This is a genomic window from Cryobacterium sp. PH31-AA6 (genome assembly GCF_030063195.1).
In the GTDB taxonomy this organism is placed as follows: domain Bacteria; phylum Actinomycetota; class Actinomycetes; order Actinomycetales; family Microbacteriaceae; genus Cryobacterium.
The window spans coordinates 1-23,100 of sequence record NZ_JASISS010000029.1 but is presented as its reverse complement, the minus strand read 5'-3'; the positions used below and the strand labels follow the sequence as shown (position 1 = coordinate 23,100).

At 68.0% G+C, this 23,100-nt stretch carries 20 protein-coding genes; 17 read left to right on the top strand and 3 right to left on the bottom strand.

Going from position 1 to position 23,100, the window contains the following annotated elements; all coding sequences use genetic code 11:
• The first annotated feature begins 10 nt into the window (after positions 1-10).
• The 4 genes from yajC to QMG61_RS15120 all read left to right on the top strand — a co-directional run bounded on the left by yajC (position 11) and on the right by QMG61_RS15120 (position 5,616).
• Positions 11-415, top strand: coding sequence for a preprotein translocase subunit YajC (gene yajC, locus QMG61_RS15135; RefSeq protein WP_283495165.1), 405 nt, complete (start codon positions 11-13; stop codon positions 413-415).
• 63 nt (positions 416-478) lie between these two features.
• Positions 479-2,200, top strand: coding sequence for a protein translocase subunit SecD (gene secD / locus QMG61_RS15130; RefSeq protein ID WP_283495164.1), 1,722 nt, complete (start codon positions 479-481; stop codon positions 2,198-2,200).
• Complete coding sequence (secF, locus tag QMG61_RS15125) at positions 2,200-3,216, top strand: protein translocase subunit SecF (protein WP_283495163.1); 1,017 nt, start codon at positions 2,200-2,202, stop codon at positions 3,214-3,216. The genes secD and secF overlap by 1 nt, the downstream gene beginning before the upstream one ends.
• A 120-nt stretch (positions 3,217-3,336) precedes the next feature.
• Positions 3,337-5,616 (top strand): RelA/SpoT family protein, encoded by a 2,280-nt coding sequence (locus QMG61_RS15120; RefSeq protein WP_283495162.1) that lies wholly within the window; start codon positions 3,337-3,339, stop codon positions 5,614-5,616.
• Here the strand turns inward: QMG61_RS15120 and QMG61_RS15115 are convergent.
• The 3 genes from QMG61_RS15115 to QMG61_RS15105 all read right to left on the bottom strand — a co-directional run bounded on the left by QMG61_RS15115 (position 5,595) and on the right by QMG61_RS15105 (position 8,393).
• Positions 5,595-6,164, bottom strand: coding sequence for a type IV toxin-antitoxin system AbiEi family antitoxin (locus QMG61_RS15115; protein ID WP_283495161.1), 570 nt, complete (start codon positions 6,162-6,164; stop codon positions 5,595-5,597). The two genes, QMG61_RS15120 and QMG61_RS15115, sit on opposite strands and share 22 nt — an antisense overlap.
• A gap of 106 nt (positions 6,165-6,270) precedes the next feature.
• Positions 6,271-7,503: a DUF349 domain-containing protein gene (locus QMG61_RS15110; protein ID WP_283495160.1), complete on the bottom strand. Its 1,233-nt coding sequence runs from the start codon at positions 7,501-7,503 to the stop codon at positions 6,271-6,273.
• Positions 7,504-7,592: 89 nt separating this feature from the next.
• On the bottom strand, positions 7,593-8,393 hold the full coding sequence (locus tag QMG61_RS15105; RefSeq protein ID WP_283495159.1) for a peptidylprolyl isomerase: 801 nt from the start codon (positions 8,391-8,393) through the stop codon (positions 7,593-7,595).
• Positions 8,394-8,579: 186 nt separating this feature from the next.
• On the opposite strand from QMG61_RS15105, the gene QMG61_RS15100 reads away from it, so the two are divergent.
• From QMG61_RS15100 to exaC, 13 genes are all read left to right on the top strand, one after another.
• Complete coding sequence (locus tag QMG61_RS15100) at positions 8,580-9,920, top strand: replication-associated recombination protein A (protein ID WP_283495158.1); 1,341 nt, start codon at positions 8,580-8,582, stop codon at positions 9,918-9,920.
• 232 nt (positions 9,921-10,152) lie between these two features.
• Positions 10,153-10,782, top strand: a complete 630-nt coding sequence (rpsD, locus tag QMG61_RS15095) for a 30S ribosomal protein S4 (RefSeq protein ID WP_283495157.1) — start codon at positions 10,153-10,155, stop codon at positions 10,780-10,782.
• Between the two features lie 122 nt (positions 10,783-10,904).
• The gene (locus QMG61_RS15090) at positions 10,905-11,279 is read left to right on the top strand and encodes a DUF948 domain-containing protein (RefSeq protein ID WP_283495156.1); all 375 of its coding nucleotides are present in this window, start codon (positions 10,905-10,907) and stop codon (positions 11,277-11,279) included.
• Between the two features lie 155 nt (positions 11,280-11,434).
• On the top strand, positions 11,435-11,689 hold the full coding sequence (locus tag QMG61_RS15085; RefSeq protein ID WP_283495155.1) for a hypothetical protein: 255 nt from the start codon (positions 11,435-11,437) through the stop codon (positions 11,687-11,689).
• Positions 11,690-11,739: 50 nt separating this feature from the next.
• Positions 11,740-14,394, top strand: a complete 2,655-nt coding sequence (alaS, locus tag QMG61_RS15080) for an alanine--tRNA ligase (protein WP_283495154.1) — start codon at positions 11,740-11,742, stop codon at positions 14,392-14,394.
• 2 nt (positions 14,395-14,396) lie between these two features.
• Positions 14,397-14,888, top strand: a complete 492-nt coding sequence (ruvX, locus tag QMG61_RS15075; RefSeq protein WP_283495153.1) for a Holliday junction resolvase RuvX — start codon at positions 14,397-14,399, stop codon at positions 14,886-14,888.
• A 2-nt stretch (positions 14,889-14,890) separates the two neighbouring features.
• Positions 14,891-16,180 carry an endolytic transglycosylase MltG gene (gene mltG / locus QMG61_RS15070; RefSeq protein ID WP_283495152.1) on the top strand — a complete coding sequence of 430 codons (1,290 nt, stop codon included), beginning with the start codon at positions 14,891-14,893 and terminating at the stop codon, positions 16,178-16,180.
• A complete protein-coding gene (locus QMG61_RS15065; RefSeq protein WP_283495151.1) occupies positions 16,173-17,063 on the top strand; it encodes a shikimate dehydrogenase in 891 nt (296 codons plus the stop codon). The genes mltG and QMG61_RS15065 overlap by 8 nt, the downstream gene beginning before the upstream one ends.
• Before the next feature lie 4 nt (positions 17,064-17,067).
• Positions 17,068-18,276: a chorismate synthase gene (aroC, locus tag QMG61_RS15060; protein ID WP_283495150.1), complete on the top strand. Its 1,209-nt coding sequence runs from the start codon at positions 17,068-17,070 to the stop codon at positions 18,274-18,276.
• Positions 18,277-18,314: 38 nt separating this feature from the next.
• Positions 18,315-18,833 carry a shikimate kinase gene (locus QMG61_RS15055; RefSeq protein ID WP_283495149.1) on the top strand — a complete coding sequence of 173 codons (519 nt, stop codon included), beginning with the start codon at positions 18,315-18,317 and terminating at the stop codon, positions 18,831-18,833.
• A complete protein-coding gene (gene aroB / locus QMG61_RS15050; RefSeq protein ID WP_283495148.1) occupies positions 18,830-19,951 on the top strand; it encodes a 3-dehydroquinate synthase in 1,122 nt (373 codons plus the stop codon). The genes QMG61_RS15055 and aroB overlap by 4 nt, the downstream gene beginning before the upstream one ends.
• A 110-nt stretch (positions 19,952-20,061) precedes the next feature.
• Positions 20,062-21,447: a GAF domain-containing protein gene (locus QMG61_RS15045; RefSeq protein WP_283495147.1), complete on the top strand. Its 1,386-nt coding sequence runs from the start codon at positions 20,062-20,064 to the stop codon at positions 21,445-21,447.
• A gap of 80 nt (positions 21,448-21,527) precedes the next feature.
• Entirely contained in the window at positions 21,528-23,051 is a 1,524-nt protein-coding gene (gene exaC / locus QMG61_RS15040; RefSeq protein ID WP_283495146.1) for an acetaldehyde dehydrogenase ExaC, read from the top strand.
• Positions 23,052-23,100: the final 49 nt, after the last annotated feature.

The following is a 23,100-nucleotide window of genomic DNA, read 5'->3' as shown; positions in this document are numbered from 1 at the left end:
TCACAGTTTTATGGATCCGTTGACTCTTGTCATGCTCGCCGTTCTGGCCGTGCTTGTCTTCTTCATGTTCCGCAATGGCCGCAAGCGCCAGAAGGACCAGGCAGCACTGCAGTCCCAGATGGTGGCCGGGGCCGAGGTCATGACCAACTTCGGCATGTACGGCACCATCCTGTCGATCGATGAGGAAGCCAACAAGGTCGCCCTCGAGATCGCGCCCGGCACCGTCGTTCACCTGCACCGCCAGACCATCGCCCGCGTCGTCGACCCCATCGTGGCCGAGACCGAATCCGACGTCGACTCCCTCGAGGCCGCTGCGCTCAACGAAGACAGCGCGATCGTGATGGGCGAACCCGAGTTCGGCCAGCGCGTCACCGATGCAGATTCCGACGAAGAACCCAAAAAGGGCGACGCGTAACCAACCCCTCTCCCATGCCCGCGCCATCGGCGCGGGCATGTGTAAAGAAAGCTGAGTTCCAAGGTGGCAAAGTCGACTCCGGCCAAGAAGGCCTGGCGTTCCCTGACGTGGCTGGGCGTGATCATTGTCGGCCTGATCGCCCTCAATAGCGCCGGCGTTCTTTCCGGAGGTGGGTCCTGGGCCCCCAAGCTGGCCCTCGACCTCGAGGGAGGCACGCAGATCATCCTCGCGCCGAAGCTCGAGTCCGGCCAGTCGGTGTCGCAGGACCAGTTGAACCAGGCCGTGTCGATCATCCGTCAGCGGATCGACTCCGCCGGTGTGTCCGAGGCGGAGATCAACACCCAGGGCGGCCAGAACATCGTCGTGTCCATCCCCGGGATCCCGGACGACGCGACGATCAACCGGATCGAATCCTCGGCGAAGCTCGAGTTCCGTCCCGTTCTTGTCGCGGCGGCGCCGTCGGCCTCCAGCGTCGGCAGCGACGGCACGTCCAGTGCCACCCCGGCGCCCACGGCCGACCCGAACCTGTCCACCACGCCGACGGCGGTCCCGACGGACGGCAGTGACCTCAGCTATGTCACCCCGGCCCTGCAGGCCCAGTACGACGCGTTCGACTGCAGCAAGATCGACACCTCCAATGTCGCACCGGCCAAGGACCCCCTGGTCACCTGCGAAACCGACGGTTCGGTCAAGTACATCCTCGGCCCGGTCGAGGTCAGCGGCGAGAACGTCTCCGACGCCACCAGCGGCCAGAAGACCACGCAGACCGGAGCCACCACCGGCGAGTGGGTCGTCAACATCGCGTTCGACGGCACCGGCACCAAGGACTTCGCGACCGTCAGCACCCGCCTCAGCGGCCTGACCGGCGTACAGAACCAGTTCGCCATCGTGCTCGACGGCAAGGTCATCTCGGCCCCGCGCACCCTGGCCGTGATCACCGACGGCAACGCCCAGATCAGCGGAAACTTCACCCAGGACTCCTCCAAGACCCTCGCCGACCAGCTCAAGTTCGGCGCCCTGCCGATCAGCTTCACGGTGCAGAGCCAGGACACCATTTCAGCCACCCTCGGCTCGACCCAGCTCGGCAGCGGACTGATCGCGGGACTGATCGGCCTGATCCTCGTCGTGCTGTACTCGCTCGTGCAGTACCGGCTCCTCGGCCTGGTGACGGTGGCCTCGCTCACCGTGGCGGCGCTGATCACCTACCTGTTGATCACCATCCTGTCCTGGCGCGAGGGCTACCGGCTCTCGCTCGCCGGGGTCGCGGGGTTGATCGTGGCGATCGGCATCACCGCCGACTCCTTCATCGTCTACTTCGAGCGGGTGCGCGACGAACTGCGCGACGGACGCGGACTGGAGTCCGCGGTCGAGGCAGGCTGGAAGCGTGCCCTCCGCACCGTGCTGGCCTCCGACGCCGTGAACTTCCTCGCCGCCGGCGTCCTGTTCATCGTCGCCGTCGGAAACGTCAAGGGCTTCGCCCTCACCCTCGGCCTGACGACGCTCGTCGACGTCGCCGTGGTGATCCTCTTCACCCACCCGGTGCTGCAGCTGCTCGCCCAGACCCGGTTCTTCAACGACGGTCACCGGCTCTCCGGGCTTGACCCGCGCGCACTCGGCGCGACCTACCGGGGGCGGGCCAAGTTCGCTCCCTCACCGCAGCTTGCCTCGTCAAAGCTCTCCTCGGCAAGTCGCGAGGCCGCCAAACGGCAGACCATCGCCGAACGCAAGGCTGCCGAACTGGTCGGTTCCAGCGCGGATCGGTCGACCGACGGGAAGGATTCCTAATGGCCAGCTTCTCCCAGTTCGGCAACGACCTGCACACCGGCAAGCGCTCGTTCAACATCGTCGGACGACGCAAGACCTGGTATCTCGTCGCCGCAGTGGCGATCCTGATCGCCCTGGTCGTCCCGCAGCTCCGCGGAGGATTCGTCTTCGGTATCGAGTTCACCGGCGGTTCCGAATTCGTCGTGTCGGATATCGCGAAGCAGGACCAGGCTGCGGCCGCACAGGCCGTGACCAGTGTCGTGCCCGCCGCAGTGACCAAGGTGTCCAATGTGAGCAACAACGGCATCCGGGTTCAGACCGACCAGCTCAGCAGCGACGCGACCCGGTCCGTGCGCACCGCGCTGGCGGACGCGTTCGCGGTGCCCGTCGACAAGGTGACCGCCTCCTTCATCGGCCCGTCCTGGGGCGCGGACATCACCGGGCAGGCCCTCCGCGGCCTGGTGATCTTCCTGGTTCTCGCGGCCATCGGCATGGCGCTGTACTTCCGCACCTGGAAGATGTCCCTGGCCGCCATGGCGGCGCTGCTGCACGACCTGGTGATCACCGCCGGGTTCTACGGCATCACCGGTTTCGAGATCACCCCGGCCGCTGTCATCGGCTTCCTGACCATCCTCGGCTACTCGCTCTACGACACCGTCGTGGTCTTCGACAAGATCCGGGAGAACACCAGGCAGGACGGCCCGGAGTCGCGCCGCACTTTCGCGGAATCGGTGAACCTTGCCGTGAACCAGACCCTGGTCCGTTCGATCAACACGTCGGTCGTGGCCGTGCTGCCGGTGGGGTCCATTCTCTTCATCGGCGCCTTCGTGCTCGGGGCCGGAACGCTGCGGGACATCTCGCTGGCGCTCCTGATCGGCATCATCGCCGGTGCGTACTCGACCATCTTCATCGCCTCTCCGCTCTATGCCGGTCTCCGAACCCGCGAACCCGGCGTGCGGAAGCGCGACAAGAAGGCGCTGCTGCTGCGTGCCAAGGCCGGGTCGGCCACCAAGGTGTCCGAGGGCGTCACCGCGTGACCGCACACCCGTCGGGTGCCCATTTGTCGGGTGCACGGGTCATCGGGGCCTCCCGACTTCCGGTAGCCTGATTCAACTCTGCGAAGAGTGATAATTAGGTGAGGGAGATGAGGTGACCAGGTGACCGAGATAACGACTCCTCCTGCCTCGTCGACGCCGGCGCCCATTCCGTCGGCGTCGCTGAGACGCCTCGTGCCGCGGATCTTCTCGCGGGCTCAGCCGGCCGGCGCGGTCGACACCCTGCTCAAGACGGTGCGGCTGCACCATCCGAAGGTCGACCTGTCGATCATCGAGCGCGCGTATGCCGCCGCCGAAGGGGCCCACGAGGGCCAGTTCCGGCGCAGCGGCGAGCCGTACATCACTCACCCGGTTGCGGTCGCGCAGATTCTCGCCGACCTGGGGATCGGGCCGAAGACCATCGCCGCCGCACTCCTGCACGACACGGTCGAAGACACCGAGTACACGCTCGACCAGCTCCGCGCCGACTTCGGTGACGAGATCACGATGCTCGTCGACGGCGTCACCAAGCTCGACAAGGTCAAGTACGGGGACAGCACCCAGGCGGAGACCGTTCGCAAGATGATCGTGGCGATGTCCAAGGACATCCGTGTGCTGATCATCAAACTCGCCGACCGGCTCCACAACGCTCGAACCTGGGGTTTCGTTCCGGCGGCCTCCGCCGTTCGCAAGGCCACCGAGACCCTCGAGATCTACGCGCCCCTCGCGCACCGGCTGGGCATCCAGACGATCAAGTGGGAACTCGAGGACCTCTCCTTCGCCGTGCTCTACCCGAAGCTCTACGCCGAGATCGAGAGCCTGGTCAAGCAGCGCACCCCGCAGCGTGAGGAATTCGTCCAGCACGTCATCGACGCGATCACCGACGACCTCAAGGCGGCCCGGATCCGCGGCAAGGTCGCGGGGCGGCCGAAGCAGTACTACTCCATCTACCAGAAGATGGTCGTTCGCGGTCGTGAGTTCGACGAGATCTACGACCTCGTCGGCATCCGGGTGCTCGTCAACTCGGTGCGTGACTGCTACGCCGTTCTCGGGGCCATCCACGCCAGGTGGACGCCGCTGCCCGGCCGGTTCAAGGACTACATCGCGACCCCCAAGTTCAACCTGTACCAGTCGCTGCACACCACCGTGCTCGGCCCGAGCGGCCGCGCCGTCGAGATCCAGATCCGCACCCAGGAGATGCACCAGCGCGCGGAGTTCGGTGTTGCCTCGCACTGGAAGTACAAGGAACAGGTCAACGGCAAGAGCTCGGGGCCTGGCCCGCAGAGCGACACCGACATGGCCTGGCTGGCGCACATTTCGGACTGGCAGGCCGAGACCGCCGACCCCGGCGAATTCCTCGACTCCCTCCGCTACGAGATCGGCGCGAAGGAGGTCTACGTCTTCACCCCCAAGGGGCGCGTGATCGGATTGCCCAACGGGGCCACCCCGGTCGACTTCGCCTACGCGGTGCACACCGAGGTCGGTCACCGCACCATGGGCGCCAAGGTGAACGGTCGCCTGGTTCCCCTGGAGAGCGCGTTGATCACGGGCGACGTGGTCGAGGTTTTCACCTCGAAGAACCCGGACTCCGGGCCGAGCAAGGACTGGCTCAACTTCGTCAAGAGCCCCAGGGCGCGCAACAAGATCCGCCAGTGGTTCACCAAGGAACGCCGCGACGAGGCGATCGAGCAGGGCCGTGACTCGATCGCGCGCGCGATGCGCAAGCAGAATCTGCCGCTGCAGAAGCTGATGAACCAGGATTCGTTCGCCGAGGTGGCGGCGGTGATGAAGTACGAGGACGTGTCCGCCCTCTACGCCGCGGTCGGCGAGGGCCACGTGTCGACCCAGTCCGTGCTGGAGAAGGTCGTCGCCACGCTGCAGAGCGTCGAGGAGAGCGACGCGACCGATCTGCCGTTCGCCCCGCACGGCCGCACGCAGACACTGCGAAACAGCGACTCCGGTATCCTCGTGCGGGGAGCCCCCGACATCCTGGTCAAGCTGGCCCGCTGTTGCACACCGGTGCCTGGCGACAAGGTCGTCGGCTTCATCACCCGCGGCGCCGGGGTGTCCGTGCACCAGGCCGGCTGCCGCAACGTGCAATCGCTGCTCAAGGAACCCGAGCGGATGATCGACGTGGACTGGGCGCCCACCTCGAAGAGCCTCTTCCTGGTTCAGATCCAGATCGAGGCGCTCGATCGGTCTGGCCTGCTCTCAGACGTGACCCGGGTGCTGTCCGAGCACCACGTGAACATCCTGTCGGCCACCGTGCACACCTCGACCGACCGGCTCGCGATCAGCCGGTTCGTCTTCGAGATGGGGGACACCACCCACCTGGACCGTGTTCTCAACGCCGTGCGCCGGATCGACGCCGTCTACGACGTCTACCGCGTCAACGACGGCTGACGGTCCCGGCGGACGGCCTCCGAGAGACGAAGCATGGCCAGACGGCGAAACGGCACGTACGCCCGATCGCACCGGTGGATGGCCCGTTCGGCGGCGCCCGGGCCGCAACGGCTCAGCAGTCCACCGATCACGGGAATCAGGTCGACGTCGGCATCAGGCCAGCGGGCCAGGTCCACGAGCGTGCGGAGCGGCGTCGTGACCCGGCGACCGCCGACCGTCAGCGTGTCTTCGGCCGTGCAGGTGACCTCACGCACTCTGAACCGCGGCGACGGTTCGAGGTGCATCCTCGCGGCGACGTGCACGCAGAATTGGTGGCGACCCGGCTCGGGTGCCAGACCGTAGATCCACGCCGCGGTCAGGCGCTCGGCGATGGCACGCGGCGGCACGAGAAGCGCGGCGGCCTGGGCGCGTCTGGCCTCGTCGTCGATCTCGTCGACCGGGCACCAGAAGTCGCCGAGACCGAAGACCTCGCCGTCGAGGCGGGCGCTCGACAACTCGGCGACGGGCAGGTCCAGCCGGCAGAGCACCGAGGCCAACCTGTCCGTCATCAGCCCAGAGTGGAGCCGGGTGCCGGGCCGGTACACGCGAAACGGGGATCTGTGGACAGATCCCCGTTTCTCCTGCTGTGGACGAGCCGGAGACCCGGCGCGGCCGCTACTGTCCGATGGCCTTCAGCCACGCCTTACGGGTCTCGAGCGCCTCGTTCGCCGCGGCGATGGCCGTGGCGTCCGTGCCGGACTTCGCTTCCTCGAGTTCGGCCTCGAGCTTGGCAATGGCATCGTGCAGCTGGCCGGCGAGACCCTCGGCGCGGGCCTTCGTCTCCGGGTTGTTGCGCTTCCAGTGGTCGTCGTCGAGCTTGCGCACGGCGGCCTCGACCTTGCGCATGCGGTCTTCGACCACCTTCACGGAGTCGCGGGGCACCTTGCCCAGCTCGTCCCAGCGACGCTGGATCGAGCTGAGGGTCGTGCGCGCCTTGGCGCGGTCGGTCTCCGTGAGGAGCACCTCGGCCTCGGTGAGCAACTCGAGCTTCTGGGCCAGGTTGCCAGCGAATTCCTCGTTGTCCTGGGCGTCGATCTCACTCTTGACCGAGTACAGCACGTCGCCCGCAGCCTTGAACTTCGCCCACATGGCGTCGTCCTGCTTCTTGCCGCTGCGGCCGGCCAGCTTCCAGTCGTCGAGGAGGTTGCGGTAGACGGGGATGCCGTCCGCGCCCTTCGGCGCCAGGGCCTCGGCCTGCTCGATGAGCTGCTGCTTGCGGTTGCGAACGTCCTTGTGGGCGCTGTCGAGCTCGGCGAAGAACGCCTTGCGGTTCTGCTCGATCGTCGTGCGCGCCGCGCGGAATCGCTTCCAGAGGTCGTTGGCCTCGCCCTTCGGAATGCGGGGCGCGTCGTGCTGGTGCGCCTGCCACTTCGCGAACAGGGCCTCGAGGGCCGCGCTGGTCTGCTTCCACTGCGTCTTGGCCGGGTCTTCGGCGGCAAGCGCCTCCGCCTCGGTGACGATGGCGGCGCGTTCGGCGATCGCGGCGACCGCCGCGGCCTTCGCCTCGGCGCCCTGCTGCTCGGTCAACTCGGTCACGGCGCCGCCGAGGGCGCCGAGGCGGGTCGCGAGGGCGGCCAGGTTGCCGACCGCGTTGGCGGTGGCGATCGTCTCGGACAGGTGCGCGACGGATTTCGCGATGTCCGCGGCCGGAGCGCCGCCCTTGGCGCGCTGTTCGAGGAGCGTGACTTGTCCGTTGAGCTCAACGTACTTGCGCTCGAAGTAGGCCAGGGCCTCTTCCGGGGTAGCGTCCGGGTACTGTCCGACGGCGCGTTCGCCCGTCGCCTCGCGCACGAAAACCGTGCCGGATTCGTCTACGCGACCCCATGGTTGCTGATCTGTCGTAGTCAAGAGCCTCACCTTTAAATGTCGTTGTCTGCCCACGAATGAGCCAATACCCGGTCAAGCCTATTGCAAGGCCGACCGCTGATCGCCGGAAACTACTTAACTGATACCTGAGTGATGGTCGTGGGGACGACCGGCTTGCCGTCCGTGGCTCCGCCTTCCACCCCGGCGGCGACGATCTCCGCCTTCACCCGGTCGAGTCCGCTGGTGACCCGGCCGAGCACGGTGTAGCCCCCGACGGCATCCGCCGGGATGGTCGTGTCGTCGTAGACGATGAAGAATTGGCTGCCCATGCTGTAGGCATTGCCGCCCTGGCGGGCCATGGCGATGGTGCCGGCCGGGTAGACGTCGCCCGCCGGCGCATTCTCAACCGGGCCGTAGCTGTAGCCGGGACCACCCGTGCCGTCACCCTTCGGGTCACCGCACTGCAACACAGAGAAGCCGCCGGTGGTGAGTCGATGGCAGGACACGCCGGTGTAGAAGCCGGAGTCGATCAGGCTGATCGTCGATGACACGGCCTGCGGGGCCAGGGCGCCGTCCAGTTCGATGCCCAGCGGGATCCCGTTGAGGTCCATCGTGCCGGTCCAGGTGCGGCCCTCGGCCAGCGTGCTGGCCGGAACGTCGCCGGTGTTCGCCCCGGCCGCTGCGGTCGGCGTCGCGCTCGGCGTTGCGGCGGCGGACGCGGACGGTGCCGGGGTGCCCGGTCCGCCGTTGAAGAAGAACACCTGGGCGAGGATGGCGAGCACGATCACGACGGTGACGCCGACGCTGGCCAGGACGTTGTCGCGAAGCCGGCGCTTCACCTGGTGTTCGTTCACCGCGCGGCGGGCCTGGAATGCCCGGACGCGGGACCTGGTCTCGCGGGTTTCGCGGTCTTGCTTCTTGTTCGGTGCCACGTCGAATCCTCCAGGGGCTGCCACAGGGGCCAGGTCAGAACGGGAAAATCGCAGGCGCGCGCACGGGCCCGGACCACGTTGAACTCTACGCCAGCAACGATCGGCCCGGAATCAGCCGCGCTCCGGGGTCGCGGATCGGCGGGGTCGCGGATCCGCGGCGTCACCGGCGCAAACTACGCTGGACTCATGGTGGATGTTCAACCGGGCCTGCGCAGCGGCGCCACGCCCCTCGCGGTGCGGATGCGCCCAACCTCGCTCGCAGAGGTCGCCGGGCAGCGGCACCTGCTCACGCCGGGCTCGCCGCTGGTCAGCCTGGCCAGTGACAAAACGGGGGAGCAGGGCTCGGTGTCCGTTATTCTCTGGGGCCCGCCCGGAACCGGCAAGACCACCCTCGCCCAGGCGATCGCGCACAGCTCCGGCCGGCGGTTCGTCGAACTCTCCGCCGTGAACGCCGGGGTGCGCGACGTGCGCCAGGTCATGGAGGAGGCCCGGACCAGCCGGGACCTCTATGGTTTGTCCACCGTTCTCTTCCTTGACGAGATCCACCGGTTCAGCAAAGCGCAGCAGGATGCCCTGCTCCCGGGTGTGGAGAACGGGGTGATCATCCTGGTCGCCGCCACCACGGAGAATCCTTCGTTCTCCGTCATCTCCCCGTTGTTGTCCCGGTCGCTGCTGCTCACCCTCGAGACACTCAGCGATGACGACCTCGGCATCGTCGTCGACCGGGCGGTCGCCGACCCGCGTGGCCTCGCCGGGCGGTTCGCGCTCGACCCGGAGGCCAGGGCTGCCATCATCCGCCTGGCCTCCGGTGATGCCAGACGGGCGCTCACCGCGCTGGAGGCGGCCTCCGTCTCCGCGGCGACCTCGGTCGAGCCAGGCTCCGACGAGCAGCCCCTGATCACCACCGAGATCGTCTCGCTCGCCGTCGACCGTGCCCTGCTGCGGTACGACCGCAACGGCGACGAGCACTACGACATCATCAGTGCGTTCATCAAATCGGTGCGGGGCTCCGACGTGGACGCCTCGCTGCACTACCTCGCGCGGATGATCGAGGCGGGGGAGGACCCCCGGTTCATCGCGCGCCGCATCATCGTGCTCGCGTCGGAGGACATCGGCATGGCCGATCCGCAGGCCCTGGTCATCGCGGTCGCCGCCGCGGACGCGGTGCAGCTGATCGGCATGCCGGAGGGCCGCATCCCACTCGCGCAGGCGGTCGTGCACCTCGCCACCGCGCCGAAATCGAACGCCGCGTACCTGGCGCTCGACCGGGCGATCGCCGATGTGCGAGCCGGAAAGACCGGGCGGGTTCCCAAACCCCTCCGCGACGCCCACTATGCGGGGGCGAAGCGTCTCGGCCACGGCAAGGGCTACAAATACCCGCACGACGACGCCCTCGGTGTACTCGCCCAGCAGTACCCGCCGGACGAGCTCAAGACGGTTCGGTACTACGAACCCACCGAGCACGGGAACGAGCGCGAGGTGTCGGCGAGGCTCGCGAAACTGCGCCGAATCATCCGCGGCCAGTAGGCGTCGATGACCCGTCTGCGGCCGTGCAGACGGGGCTGACGCTGTGGTAACCTGTTCAGGCCTACAACCGGTTTGGCATGCGGCTGCGTCCAAACCCAAGTTGAGGGGATTTCTCTCTAGCCGAGAGTCCCGTGGCAACACCCCTCTGATCTCCCATGACGCCCGGCGTTCTCTGTGAGTGCGCCAGCGCCCTGGTTTCCCGTTTTGTTTGCAGTTCCATCGAAAGGACACCGTGTCTACCAAGTCACGTACCCGCAGTAAGACCCGCCTCTCGCGGGCACTGGGCATCGCCCTGACCCCCAAGGCCGCGCGCTACCTCGAGAAGCGTCCTTACGCTCCGGGCGAGCACGGCCGCACCAAGCGCAAGACGGACTCCGACTACGCGGTGCGCCTTCGCGAAAAGCAGCGCTTACGTGCCCAGTACGGCATCCGCGAGGCCCAGCTGAAGATCGCCTTCGAAGAAGCGCGTCGCGCCCAGGGCCTGACCGGTGAGAACCTGGTCGAGATCCTCGAGACCCGTCTCGACGCACTCCTCGTTCGTTCGGCGATCGCCCGCACGACCGCGCAGGCTCGCCAGATGATCGTGCACCGTCACATCCTGATCGATGGCCAGCTCGTCGACCGCCCCTCCTTCCGCGTGAAGCCGGGTCAGCTCATTCACGTCAAGGCCAAGAGCGAGGGCATGGAGCCGTTCCAGGTAGCAGCTGCCGGCGGCCACGTCGACGTGCTCCCGAAGCTCCCGCCGTACCTCGAGGTTGAGATCGACAAGCTGCAGGCGCGCCTCGTGCGTCGCCCGAAGCGCATCGAAATCCCCGTGACCTGTGAAGTACAGCTCGTCGTGGAGTACTACGCGGCCCGCTAGGTCCCGATTCGGCTGCATCGCCTTCGTGCGGTGCATCTGAACTACGCTGGAGAGCGGATCACCCCTCGGGGTGGTCCGCTCTTTGCGTTTTCACATGCCGAATTTGGAATGGATGGTTGTCAATGTCAGGTGGGGATATCGCCGGACTGATCGCGGCGGCCGTGTTCGCGGTACTCGTCGGCGTGCTCGCGGTCCCGCTGGTGAAACTCGGGCGGGTATTCGACGAGACCACCACGGCCATCCGGGAGCTCAGCCGGAACGTCACGCCTCTCCTCGAGGAGACAACGACCACCGTGCACGAAACGAACAAACAGCTGGCCAGGGTGGACACCATCACCGGGAACGTGGCGGACGTCACCGGCAACGTCTCCGCTCTCGTCGCGCTGGTCGCGGCAACGGTCGGCGGCCCGCTGGTCAAGCTCGCCGGGTTCTCCGCCGGGGTGCGCGCCGCGTTCCGCGCGGCACGACCGGCGGGTGCCCGCCGCCGCCGCGGCTAGTCGGCTACGCTGGAAAGGTGCCGGTCGAGTCTGGGATTCACCGGCCTGCCCGTGCTCGACGGCGTGATCGACCCGCAACTGCCGTCCGGTGCAAGTCCCAACCCACATCCGGGCCTCCACAATCAGGGTCTCCACACATTTCAGGGAGCATTGTCATGAAGAACTTCATCTGGTTCGGCCTCGGCGTCGGCGTCGGACTTGTCATTTCCCGCGAAGCCAGCAAGACCCGTCAGGGCAAGCAGTTCTTCAGCGACCTCGACACCAAGGCTCGCGAATTCGGCGAAGCCATTTCCGAGGGATACCGCAAGCGCGAGGCCGAACTGCGCGACGCCATCGGTGGTGTAGCCGAGGTCGCCGCCGACGCCGTCGACGATGCCGGCAATGCGATCGGCAACCTGGCCAAGCCGTAGGCTGCCCACCGGCACCCCTCTCCACCCCGTCTCAACGAATTACGGAACACATGCAGACTGCTGAAATTCGCGGGCGCTGGCTCGACTTCTTCGCGGATCGTGGACACACCGTTGTCCCCTCCGCCTCGCTCGTCAGCGACGACCCCACACTGCTCTTCACGGTGGCCGGCATGGTCCCGTTCGTGCCGTACCTGACCGGCCTGGTCCCGGCACCGTACCCCCGGGCGACCAGCGTGCAGAAATGCATCCGTACCAACGACATCGAAGAGGTCGGCAAGACCCCGCGCCACGGCACGTTCTTCCAGATGAACGGGAACTTCTCGTTCGGCGACTACTTCAAGGAACAGGCGATCGGCTACGCCTGGGAACTGCTCACGACATCGGACGCCGACGGCGGCTACGGGTTCGCGGAGAAGGATCTCTGGGTCACCGTGTACGAGGACGATGACGAGGCGTTCCGTTACTGGCGCGCCCTCGGCCTGCCCGAGGACCGCATCCAGCGTCTCGGAATGGACACCAACTACTGGTCGACCGGCCAGCCCGGCCCGGCCGGCCCCTGCTCCGAGATCTTCTTCGACCGCGGACCGGCCTACGGCATCGACGGCGGCCCCGCCACCGACGATGACCGCTACGTCGAGATCTGGAACCTCGTCTTCATGCAGTACCTGCGTGGCGAGGGCACCGGCAAGAACGACTTCGTCATTCTCGGGGACCTCCCCAAGAAGAACATCGACACCGGCATGGGCCTCGAGCGCGTCGCCTTCCTCAAACAGGGCGTCCAGAACATGTACGAGATCGACCAGGTGCGTCCGGTCCTCGACCGAGCAGCCGAACTTTCCGGACGCCGCTACGGCGCGTCCCACGAAGACGACGTACGGATGCGCATCGTCGCCGACCACGTGCGCTCCTCCCTGATGCTGATGAGCGACGGCGTGATGCCGTCCAACGAGGGCCGCGGCTACATCCTGCGCCGTCTGATGCGTCGCAGCGTCCGCGCGATGCGGCTGCTCGGCGTCGACACCGCGTCGTTCACCGAGCTGTTCCCGGCCTCGCGCGACGCCATGGCAAGCGCCTACCCGGAGGTGAAGGCCGACTTCTCCCGGATCAGCCAGGCCGCATACGCGGAAGAGGAAACCTTCCTCCGTACCCTGGCCAGCGGCAGCAGCGTCCTGGACCTGGCCGTGGCGAAAACGAAGAAGGCCAAGCAGAGCGTGCTTCCGGGCCAGACCGCCTTCCTGCTGCATGACACCTACGGGTTCCCGATCGAGATCACCCTCGAGATGGCGGAGGAAGCCGGGCTCAGCGTCAACCGCGACGCCTTCGACACCCTGATGAGCAAGCAGCGGGCGATGGCCAAGGCCGACGCCAAGGCGAAAAAGACCCATCTCGCGGACCTGTCCGTCTACAGCGCCTTCCGCGCCGAGGGTGAAACGACCTTCACCGGGTACGAGTCGTTGCAGACCGAGTCTGCCGTTCTCGGCATCATCGTCGGCGGCGTCTCCGTCGCCAGTGCCGCGGCCGGCGAAATCGCTGAGGTGATCCTGGCCGAGACCTCGCTGTACGCCGAATCCGGCGGTCAGGAAGCCGACGCCGGACTCATCGTGGGAACGGGCTATGAGCTCGAGGTGATCGACGTGCAGAAGCCGGTCAAGGGACTGATCAGTCACAAGGTTCAGGTCACCTCCGGTGAGGTTGGCGTCGGCGATCGGGCGACCAGCGTCGTCGACCCCGACTGGCGTCGCGGCGCCCGTCAGGCGCACTCCGGTACGCACGTCCTGCACGCCGCGCTCCGTCAGGTGCTCGGCCCGAACGCCCACCAGTCCGGTTCCTACAACAAGGCCGGTTTCTTCCGCCTCGACTTCTCCTGGAACCAGGCCCTGTCCCCGGCGACTCGCAGCGAGATCGAGGAGATCTCCAACAACGCCATCCGGGACAACCTGCCCGTCACCACGAGGGAGCTGCCCCTGGCCGAGGCGAAGGCGCTCGGCGCCATGGCCCTGTTCAGCGAGAAGTACGGCGACCGAGTGCGCGTCGTCGACATCGGTGGCCCCTGGTCACGGGAACTCTGCGCGGGCACCCACGTGTCCACGAGCGCGGAGATCGGCATGATCAGCCTGGTCAGCGAGGCATCCGTCGGCTCCACCAACCGCCGGGTCGAGTCGCTCGTCGGCCTGGAGGCCTTTCGCGACCTTGCCGCCGAGCGTTCGATCGTGTCGCTGCTCACCGCTAACCTCAAGACGCCGAAGGAACAGCTGCCCGAGCGCATCAACGACCTGGTGCAGAACCTCAAGGCCGCGGAGAAGAAGATCGCCGCGTTCGAGGCGCGGGCCCTCACCGACAAGGTGCCCGCGCTGGTCGCCGGTGCCGCCCGCTCGGGCTCCATCAACGTCGTCGCGCAGGACCTCGGCACCCTGACGTCCGCCGACGACCTGCGGATGCTGGTCACGGCCACCAGGGAACGTCTCGGCAACGATCCGGCGGTCGTCGCCCTCGCCGCGGTGGTCGCGGACAAGCCCGTCGTCATCGTCGCGACCAACCAGGCGGCCAGGGATGCCGGCCACCGCGCGGGTTCCCTCGCCAAGCAGGTCGCCGGAATCCTCGGCGGCGGCGGCGGCGGAAAAGACGACCTCGCCCAGGGCGGCGGAACGAACGTCACGGCCATCCCCGCCGCGCTGAGCGCCGTCCGCACCAGCGTCGTGGGCTGACTGTGCGGCACGGGGTGCGGGTGGGGATCGACGTCGGCACCGCCAGGATCGGCCTGGCCCGGAGCGACCCGCACGGCATGCTGGCGACCCCGATCGAAACGGTCGGTCGCGACCACGCCGGCACCGCCGACCTGGTTCGAATCGAATCGATCGTGGCCGACCTCGACGCGATCGAGGTCGTGGTCGGCCTGCCGCTCGCGCTCTCCGGTAATCGGACCGCGTCCACCAACGATGCCGTCGGCTTCGCCGAGGTGCTCGCCGGGAGACTGGCCGTGCCGGTGCGCCTGGTCGACGAACGGCTCTCCACCGTCGCCGCCCAAACCGTGTTGCGGGCCGCGGGGCGGAAGGCGAAGACGCAGCGCCCAGTCGTCGACCAGGTTGCCGCAACTATAATTCTGCAACATGCCCTGGACACCGAACGGGCGCTGGGCAGGCCGCCGGGTTCGCCCGTGGTGCCGTCCGGTTCGTCCGCAGCTCCGACCGAAGGGCCATAACCGTGCCGAATCTTCCCCCCGGGCCCGACGGGTCTCCGCGCGAACCCGACCCCGTTGACTGGGACGCGTTCCTCGGTGGCGTGGCGCCTGGGGAGGAGAGACCGAACGAGTCTCGCGCCGCGGCCCAGGAGAAGCCTCTGCCCTCCCGGCGCACCACCCGGGACTCGCACATCGGCGGCACCCGGTCCAGCCGTCGCACCCAGCTCGCCCCGCCGAGGGAGAAGCGCAGTCGAAAGGGTGGCTGGGGTTGTCTCGTCGTGCTTCTGGTCCTGGCCGGCCTCGCCACCGGTGCCGCGGTATTCCTGCAGGGCCCGATCTCCCAACTGGTCGCCATGGTGTCCGGGCCGGCCGACTACACCGGAACCGGGGAGAAGAAGATGGCCTTCATCATCCACGACGGTCAAACCGGCCAGGATGTGGCCAAGGACCTCGCCGACCAGGACGTGGTCAAGAGCTTCGACGCGTTCTACGGTCTCCTGCTGAGGGAATCTCCCGCCCCGGTGTTCCAGCCGGGCGCCTACCAGCTCTCCACCAAGATGAGCGCCCGCGCGGCCCTGGACGCGCTGCTCGACCCCGCGAACAAACTCAAGCAAACCGTTGTCGTCCCTGAGGGCACCGCCGCCGTCGACGTACTGCAGCTGATCAACGAGGGCACGAGCCTGCCGCTGGCCGATCTGACCAAGGCCGCAGCCGACGTGGCCTCCTATGGTCTCCCGGCCGAGGCGACGACGCTCGAGGGCTTCCTGTTCCCCGCCACCTACACCTTTCCGCCCGGCGTGTCGGCGCACGACGCGGTGAAGACCCTCGTGGATCGCCAGTTCAGGGCCCTGGACGACGCCGGGGTCGCCCCGGCCGACCGGTGGCGCACGATCGTGCTCGCCTCCCTCATCCAGCGCGAGGCCGGACTCACCCCCGACTACTACAAGGTCGCCCGGGTCTTCCTCAACCGCCTCGACCCGGCTCAGTGGCAGAGCGGGCTGCTCCAGTCCGACGCCACCGTCGCTTATGGCACCGGCAAGACCGACCTGGTCACGACGACGGATGCCGAACGGGCCGACGCCGGCAACAAATACAACACCTACGCGCACCCCGGGCTCCCCGTCGCGCCGATCTCCAACCCGGGGGACGTCGCCATCGACGCCGCCCTGCACCCGGCGGACGGCAGCTGGCTGTTCTTCGTCACCTGGAACCTCGACACGGGGGAGACGATCTTCTCCACCACCGTTGAGGAACACGACGCCGCCGTGGTGAAATGGCAGGCCTGGATGAAGGAGCACCCCGAATATGGTTGATTCCCCCTCGTTCGCCGAGGCCCCCGCGGAGGCGAGGCTCGCCGTGCTCGGCTCGCCGATCGCGCACTCGCAGTCGCCTGCCCTGCACCGGGCCGCGTATGCCGCACTCGGATTGGACTGGCGCTATGACGCCATCGACGTTCCGGCCGGCGGCCTGGCGGACTTTCTCGGCGGCCTCGGCACCGACTGGCGCGGCCTGTCCCTGACCATGCCGTTGAAGCAGGAGGCCCTCGGCCAGCTCGACAGCGTGGACAAACTCGCCACCGTGACCGGCGCGGCGAACACCGTCCTCATCGGCGCGAATGACGGCCGGCGCACCCTGCACGGCTTCAATACGGACGTCACCGGCCTGGTGCGGGCCCTGGCCGACGCCGGGATGCGGAGCGCCCGACGGGTGAGCGTCCTCGGCGCCGGCGCGACCGCGGCGTCGGCGGTCGTCGCGGCCGCCGAACTGGGGGCGGAGACCGTCGAGGTGCTCGCGCGCACGCCCGCGAAGGCCGCGCCGCTCGTCCTGTTGGGCCGTAACGTCGGTGTCGTCGTCTCGGTCTCCTCCTGGGCCGGCACGTCGGAGCCCGGCCGCGACAGCGATCTCGTGATCTGCACGTTGCCCGGCGGGGTCACTCCCCGGGACGAGTTCCCTGCGGAACTGCGCCGGCGGGCGCTGCTCTTCGACGTGAGCTACTCGCCGTGGCCGAGCGAGCTCGCCTCGTCCTGGCTCCGGGCGGGCGGAACCGTGATCTCCGGGCTGGAACTGCTGCTCCAGCAGGCCCTCGTGCAGGTGCGAATCTTCGTGGCCGGGGACCCATTCGAACCATTGCCCGACGAGGACGCGGTACTGGCCGCCATGCGCGGCGCGCTGGCCCGACAGCCTGTGAAAGAATAGGCCCATGCTTCGTTGGCTCACCGCCGGAGAGTCCCACGGCCCCGAACTCATCGCCATTGTCGAGGGTTTGCCCGCTGGAATCCCGGTCACTCTTGATGCGATCCGCCTCGATCTGGCGCGCCGGAAACTCGGTTACGGCCGAGGCGCCCGGATGTCGTTCGAACAGGACGAACTGAACGTCTCCGGCGGAGTACGCCACGGTTTCACCCTCGGCGGGCCGGTGGCCCTGCGGATCGGCAACACCGAATGGCCCAAATGGGTCGACGTGATGAACCCGGAACCGGTGGACGCCGCGGCGACCACCCGCGGTCGAGGCGCACCGCTCACCCGCCCGCGGCCCGGCCACGCCGACCTGGCCGGCATGCAGAAGTACGGCTTCGACGAGGCCCGCCCGGTGCTTGAACGCGCCAGCGCACGGGAGACCGCCGCCCGGGTCGCGCTGGGCGCGATCGCCAGGTCGTTCCTCGCCGAACTCGGCATCACCCTGGTCAGCCACACTCTCGCGATCGGGCCGGTTCGCGTGCCGGAGGGGTCCCCGCTGCCGACCCTCGCCGACGTCGCCGCGCTCGACGACGACCCGCTGCGCTGCTTTGACCCGGCCACCTCTGCGCTGATGGTTTCCGAGGTGGACCAGGCCCACAAGGACGGCGACACGCTCGGCGGTGTCGTCGAGGTGCTCGCCTACAACCTCCCGCCCGGACTCGGCTCGTTCGTGCACTGGGACCGTCGCCTCGACTCCCAGCTCGCGGCGGCGTTGATGGGCATCCAGGCGATCAAGGGGGTCGAGGTCGGCGACGGTTTTCTCACCACCACCCGGCGCGGCTCCGACGCCCATGACGAACTCGTCCAGGCCGACGGCCGGATCCAACGTGTCAGCGACAAGGCCGGCGGCACCGAAGGCGGGATGAGCACCGGAACCGTGCTGCGCGTGCGCGCCGGCATGAAGCCCATCGCCACGATTCCGCGGGCCCTGCGCACCGTCGATGTGGCCACGAGCGAGGCCGCCCCCGCCCATCACCAGCGCTCGGATGTCTGCGCCGTGCCGGCCGCCGGCGTGGTCGCCGAGGCGATGGTCGCGCTCGTGCTCGCCAACTCTGTGCTCGAGAAGTTCGGTGGCGACTCCATCGACGAGACTCGGCGCAACCTCGAGTCCTACCTCGAGCACATCCCCGAGAACCTCAAAACGGGCGCGTCGAGCGACGCGTCCCTGTGAGCCGACCCGGCCAGCCGGTCGGCCCAGGACGGGGCGGGGTGGAGAGCGAGACGGATCATCCGTTGCTCCCACTGGTGCTGATCGGACCGATGGCCTCGGGAAAATCGAAGGTCGGCCGCCGCGTCGCCCGGGCACTCGAGTTACCCTTCATCGACACGGACACCCGGATCGTCGCCGAACACGGGGCCATCCGCGAGATCTTCGAGCAGCACGGGGAGGAGCACTTCCGCGCGCTGGAACGAACGGCGGTGGCCGATGCCATCGCCGAAGACGCCGTCGTCTCCCTCGGCGGGGGAGCCGTGCTTGACCCGGCAACCCAGACCGCCCTGGCCCGGTGCACCGTGATCTACCTGAGTGTGTCCGCGAAGGCGGTCAGGGCGCGCATCGGCGGCGGGAAGCGCCCGCTGCTGAAGGACGGCCTCGCGGACTGGAAACGCATCTACGCCGAACGTCGGCCCCTCTACGAAGCGTTGGCGACCGCGCGCTTCGACACCTCACACCGACCGCTTGACGTCATCGCCAGAGACGTCGTGACCTGGGTAAGAAAGAGATCGTGACCGAAACAACTGTGCCTGAGCCCACCGAATCGACCCCCGAGAGCACCGAAACGACCGTGATCCGGGTGAAGGGTGCCGAACCATACCCGGTTCTCGTCGGCCGCGGCCTCGTCGCCGACGTGAGCGAGCAACTCGGCGACAAGGTCGCCAAGGTGCTGATCGTGCACACCTCCACCCTCGGCGCACGGGCCGTCGCCCTGCGGGAGAGCCTCCTCGGCCGCTACGAGGTCCTGATCGCCGAGGTCCCCGACGCCGAGGCCGCAAAACGCGTCGAAGTCGCCGCATTCTGCTGGCAGGTGATGGGACAGGCCGATTTCAGCCGCACCGACGCCGTGATCGGTTTCGGCGGCGGGGCCGTCACCGACCTGGCCGGCTTCGTCGCCGCGACCTGGCTGCGCGGCGTGCGCCTCGTCCAGATCCCGACCAGCGTGCTCGGCATGGTCGATGCCGCCGTCGGAGGCAAGAACGGCATCAACACCGCGGAGGGCAAGAACCTGGTCGGCACCTTCTACGCTCCGACCGCCGTGATCTGCGACCTCGATACCCTCGACGACCTTCCACGGAACGAGATCCTGGCCGGCTTCGCCGAGATCGTGAAGGCCGGCTTCATCCAGGTGCCGGAGATCCTCGACATCGTCGAGGCGGATGTCGCTGCGGTGACTGACCCGACGACACCGCAATTCCGCCGGGTGATGGAACTCTCCATCGAGATGAAGGCGCGCGTCGTCGGCGAGGACTTCAAGGAGTCCGGGCTCCGCGAGATTCTCAACTACGGTCACACCCTCGGCCACGCCGTCGAGCACGCGGAACGCTACGGCTGGCGCCACGGTGCGGCCGTCGCGGTGGGGATGATGTTCGCCGCCGAGCTGGCCCGACTGAGCGGGCGACTGTCCGACGAGGCCGTCGACCGGCACCGAAGCATCCTCGAGTCCCTCACCCTGCCGACCAGCTACCCGGTCGGCCGCTGGAACACCCTCCTGGCCACCATGCAGCGGGACAAGAAGACCCGCAGTGGGATGCTCCGGTTCATCGTGCTCGACGACATCGGAAAGCCGACCGTGCTCGAGGGCCCGGACACGTCGCTCCTCTTCGCCGCGTACCAGGAAATCGGGTCCTGACCTCGTTCTGTCCCTCCGACGGTCCCTTCGTGGGGAGAGTGTGTCTAGACTGACACTCGACCGGGCCCAGTTCGCCGGTCACCCCTGACCAAAGCCGATCGGAGGTGGGAATGCCGAGTCCATGGACCGTCGGGCCCACCAGCGACCCGAGACCCGACCTCTTCCTGAAGCTGGAACAGGCTCACGAGGCCGCACTCACCGACCGGATCGTGCAGAACGGTGTGCGCCGGCTGGTGCAGGAGTCCTGGGACCGGTCGCTGAGCCTCCGCCTCGACCCGTCTAAGCTGGCGCCGGAGTCCGAGCTCAGCGCCGAGGAGCTCAGGGAACTTCGCGACCGGCATCCGCTGGCCGCCGTGCTGCCCGTTGTGCACAATCTCCTGATCCGCCACGCCTTCGCCGCGGGCCTGATCGTGGCCATCGGCGACGAACACGGCCGTGTTCTGTGGATCGACGGCGACCGTGTCGTGCGGCGGAAGGCCGAGGGGATGCATTTCGTCGAGGGCTCGGACTGGTCGGAGCGCCGGGTCGGCACCAGTGCGCCCGGCACGGCGCTGGCCCTCGATCACGGAATCCAGATCCAGCGCGCCGAGCACTTCAGCCAGCTCGCCCACCCGTGGAGTTGCACCGCGGTGCCGATCCACGACCCGGACACCGGGACGATCCTCGGGGTCATCGACATCACCGGCGGAGCGGACGCCGTGGCGCCACAGACCCTCCCGCTGGTCGAAGCCGCCGTGGCCGCGATGGAGACCGAACTGCGCATCCAGCGGCTGAGCCGCCGCCCGCCCGGCCGGACCACCGTGGACGGACCCCTTCCCGCCCCGACACTCACGCGACCGCCCGCCGCTCCGCCCCGGGCCCTGCCCACGCGCCTGGACGTGTTGGGCCGGGATCATGGACGACTCGATACCGGGGAGGTCACCACCGTGATCAGCCCGCGGCACGCCGAGATCCTCACCCTGCTGGCCTGGAACCGCGACGGGCTATCCGCCGACCGGCTGGCGCTGCTGCTCTCCGATCAGTCCGGGTCGGTGGACAACCTGCGCGCCGAAATGGTGCGCCTTCGCCGGGTGCTCGAACAGGCGGCCCCGCGGCTGGGCATCGCCTCCCGGCCGTACCGCTTCGAGTCCGCCGTCGACCTTGACGCCCTGCGGGTGCTGGCGCTGCTCGAACGCGGAGCGCACCGGGTGGCTCTCGCGGCGTACCGAGGGCCCGTGCTGCCGAGCTCGACGGCGCCGGGCATCGACGCGATCAGGGCGGAGGTCAGCGCGCGACTGCGCGAGGCGATGCTCAGCGATGCGTCGGCGGAGCTGCTGCTCGAATATGCGCGCACCGACGAGGCCAGCTACGACAGCGAGGTCTGGCGGGCGTGCCTGGAACTGCTCCCGGCCCGCTCGCCGAAACGGGCATCCGTCGTCGCCGGACTCAAACGGATCGCCGCGGAACTCGAAGCTCCCGCGGCGGTCGAGTCGGCCCGCAACCCTCCGCAACGGTGAGGCAACCCTCTTCTTCCTAGGCTCGACGCCAGGTCCGCAGCACGCGGAACCCCCGACAATGTCGTCGACGAGGAGAGAACATGACCGTCTATTCCCAGCCCGGAACCCCCGGCTCGCTAGTCACCTTCAAGCCCCGGTATGAGAACTGGATCAACGGCGGGTGGGTCAAGCCCGTCAAGGGCCAGTACTTCGAGGACATCTCCCCGGTCGACGGCAAGCCGTTTGCTGAGGTGGCCAGGGGAACGGCCGAAGACATCGAGCTGGCCCTGGACGCCGCGCACCGGGCCGCACCGGCCTGGGGCAAGACCACCGCCACGGAGCGCGCCGCCGTGCTCAACAAGATCGCGGACGTGATCGACGCCAACCTCGAGATGCTCGCCGTCGCCGAGACCTGGGACAACGGCAAGCCGATTCGGGAACCGCTGAACGCGGACCTGCCCCTCGCCTCCGACCACTTCCGCTACTTCGCGGCCGCGATCCGCTCCCAGGACGGCGACCACGCCGAACTCGACAACGACACGGTCTCGTACCAGTTCCACGAGCCGCTCGGCGTCGTCGGCCAGATCATCCCCTGGAACTTCCCGATCCTGATGGCGGTCTGGAAGCTCGCCCCCGCCCTCGCCGCGGGCAACGCGATCGTGATGAAACCGGCCGAGCAAACGCCCGTCTCGATCATGGTGCTGATCGAACTGATCGGCGACATCCTCCCGCCCGGCGTGCTCAACATCGTCAACGGTTTCGGCCTGGAGGCCGGCAAGCCGCTCGCCTCGTCGCCGCGCATCCGCAAGATCGCCTTCACCGGTGAGACGAGCACCGGTCGGCTGATCCTCCAGTACGCCAGTGCCAACATCATCCCCGCCACCGTCGAACTCGGCGGGAAGAGCGCAAACATCTTCTTCAGCGACGTGGCCCAGGAGCGGGACAGTTTCTATGACAAGGCCCAGGAGGGTTTCGTGCTCTTCGCCTTCAACCAGGGCGAGGTGTGCACGGCGCCCAGCCGGGCGCTGCTGCAGAAACCGATCTACGAGAGCTTTCTCGCCGAGGCCGTCGAACGCACCCGCAAGGCAATCCAGGGCAACCCGCTCGATACCGACACCCAGGTCGGCGCGCAGGCCAGCAACGACCAGCTGGAGAAGATTCTCTCCTACATCGACATCGGCAAGCAGGAGGGTGCCCGTCTCGCGCTCGGCGGCGAGCGGGTCGACCTCGGCGGCGACCTGAGCGGAGGCTTCTATGTGGAGCCGACCATCTTCGAGGGCAACAACACCATGCGCATCTTCCAGGAGGAGATCTTCGGCCCGGTGCTGGCCGTGACGAGCTTCACCGACTATGAGGACGCCATCTCAATCGCCAACGACAACCTTTACGGGCTCGGCGCCGGAGTCTGGTCGCGCAACGGCAACGTGGCCTACCGGGCCGGACGGGACATCCACGCCGGCCGGGTCTGGATCAACAACTACCACCACTACCCGGCCGGCGCGGCGTTCGGCGGCTACAAGAGCTCGGGGATCGGCCGCGAGAACAACAAGCTCGCCCTCGGCCACTACCAGCAGACGAAGAACCTGCTCGTGTCCTACTCAGAAAAGCCGCTGGGCTTCTTCTAACCCACTCGCACCCGGAGGCGGCGGCGGGGCCCCCGACCACCCCGTCGGC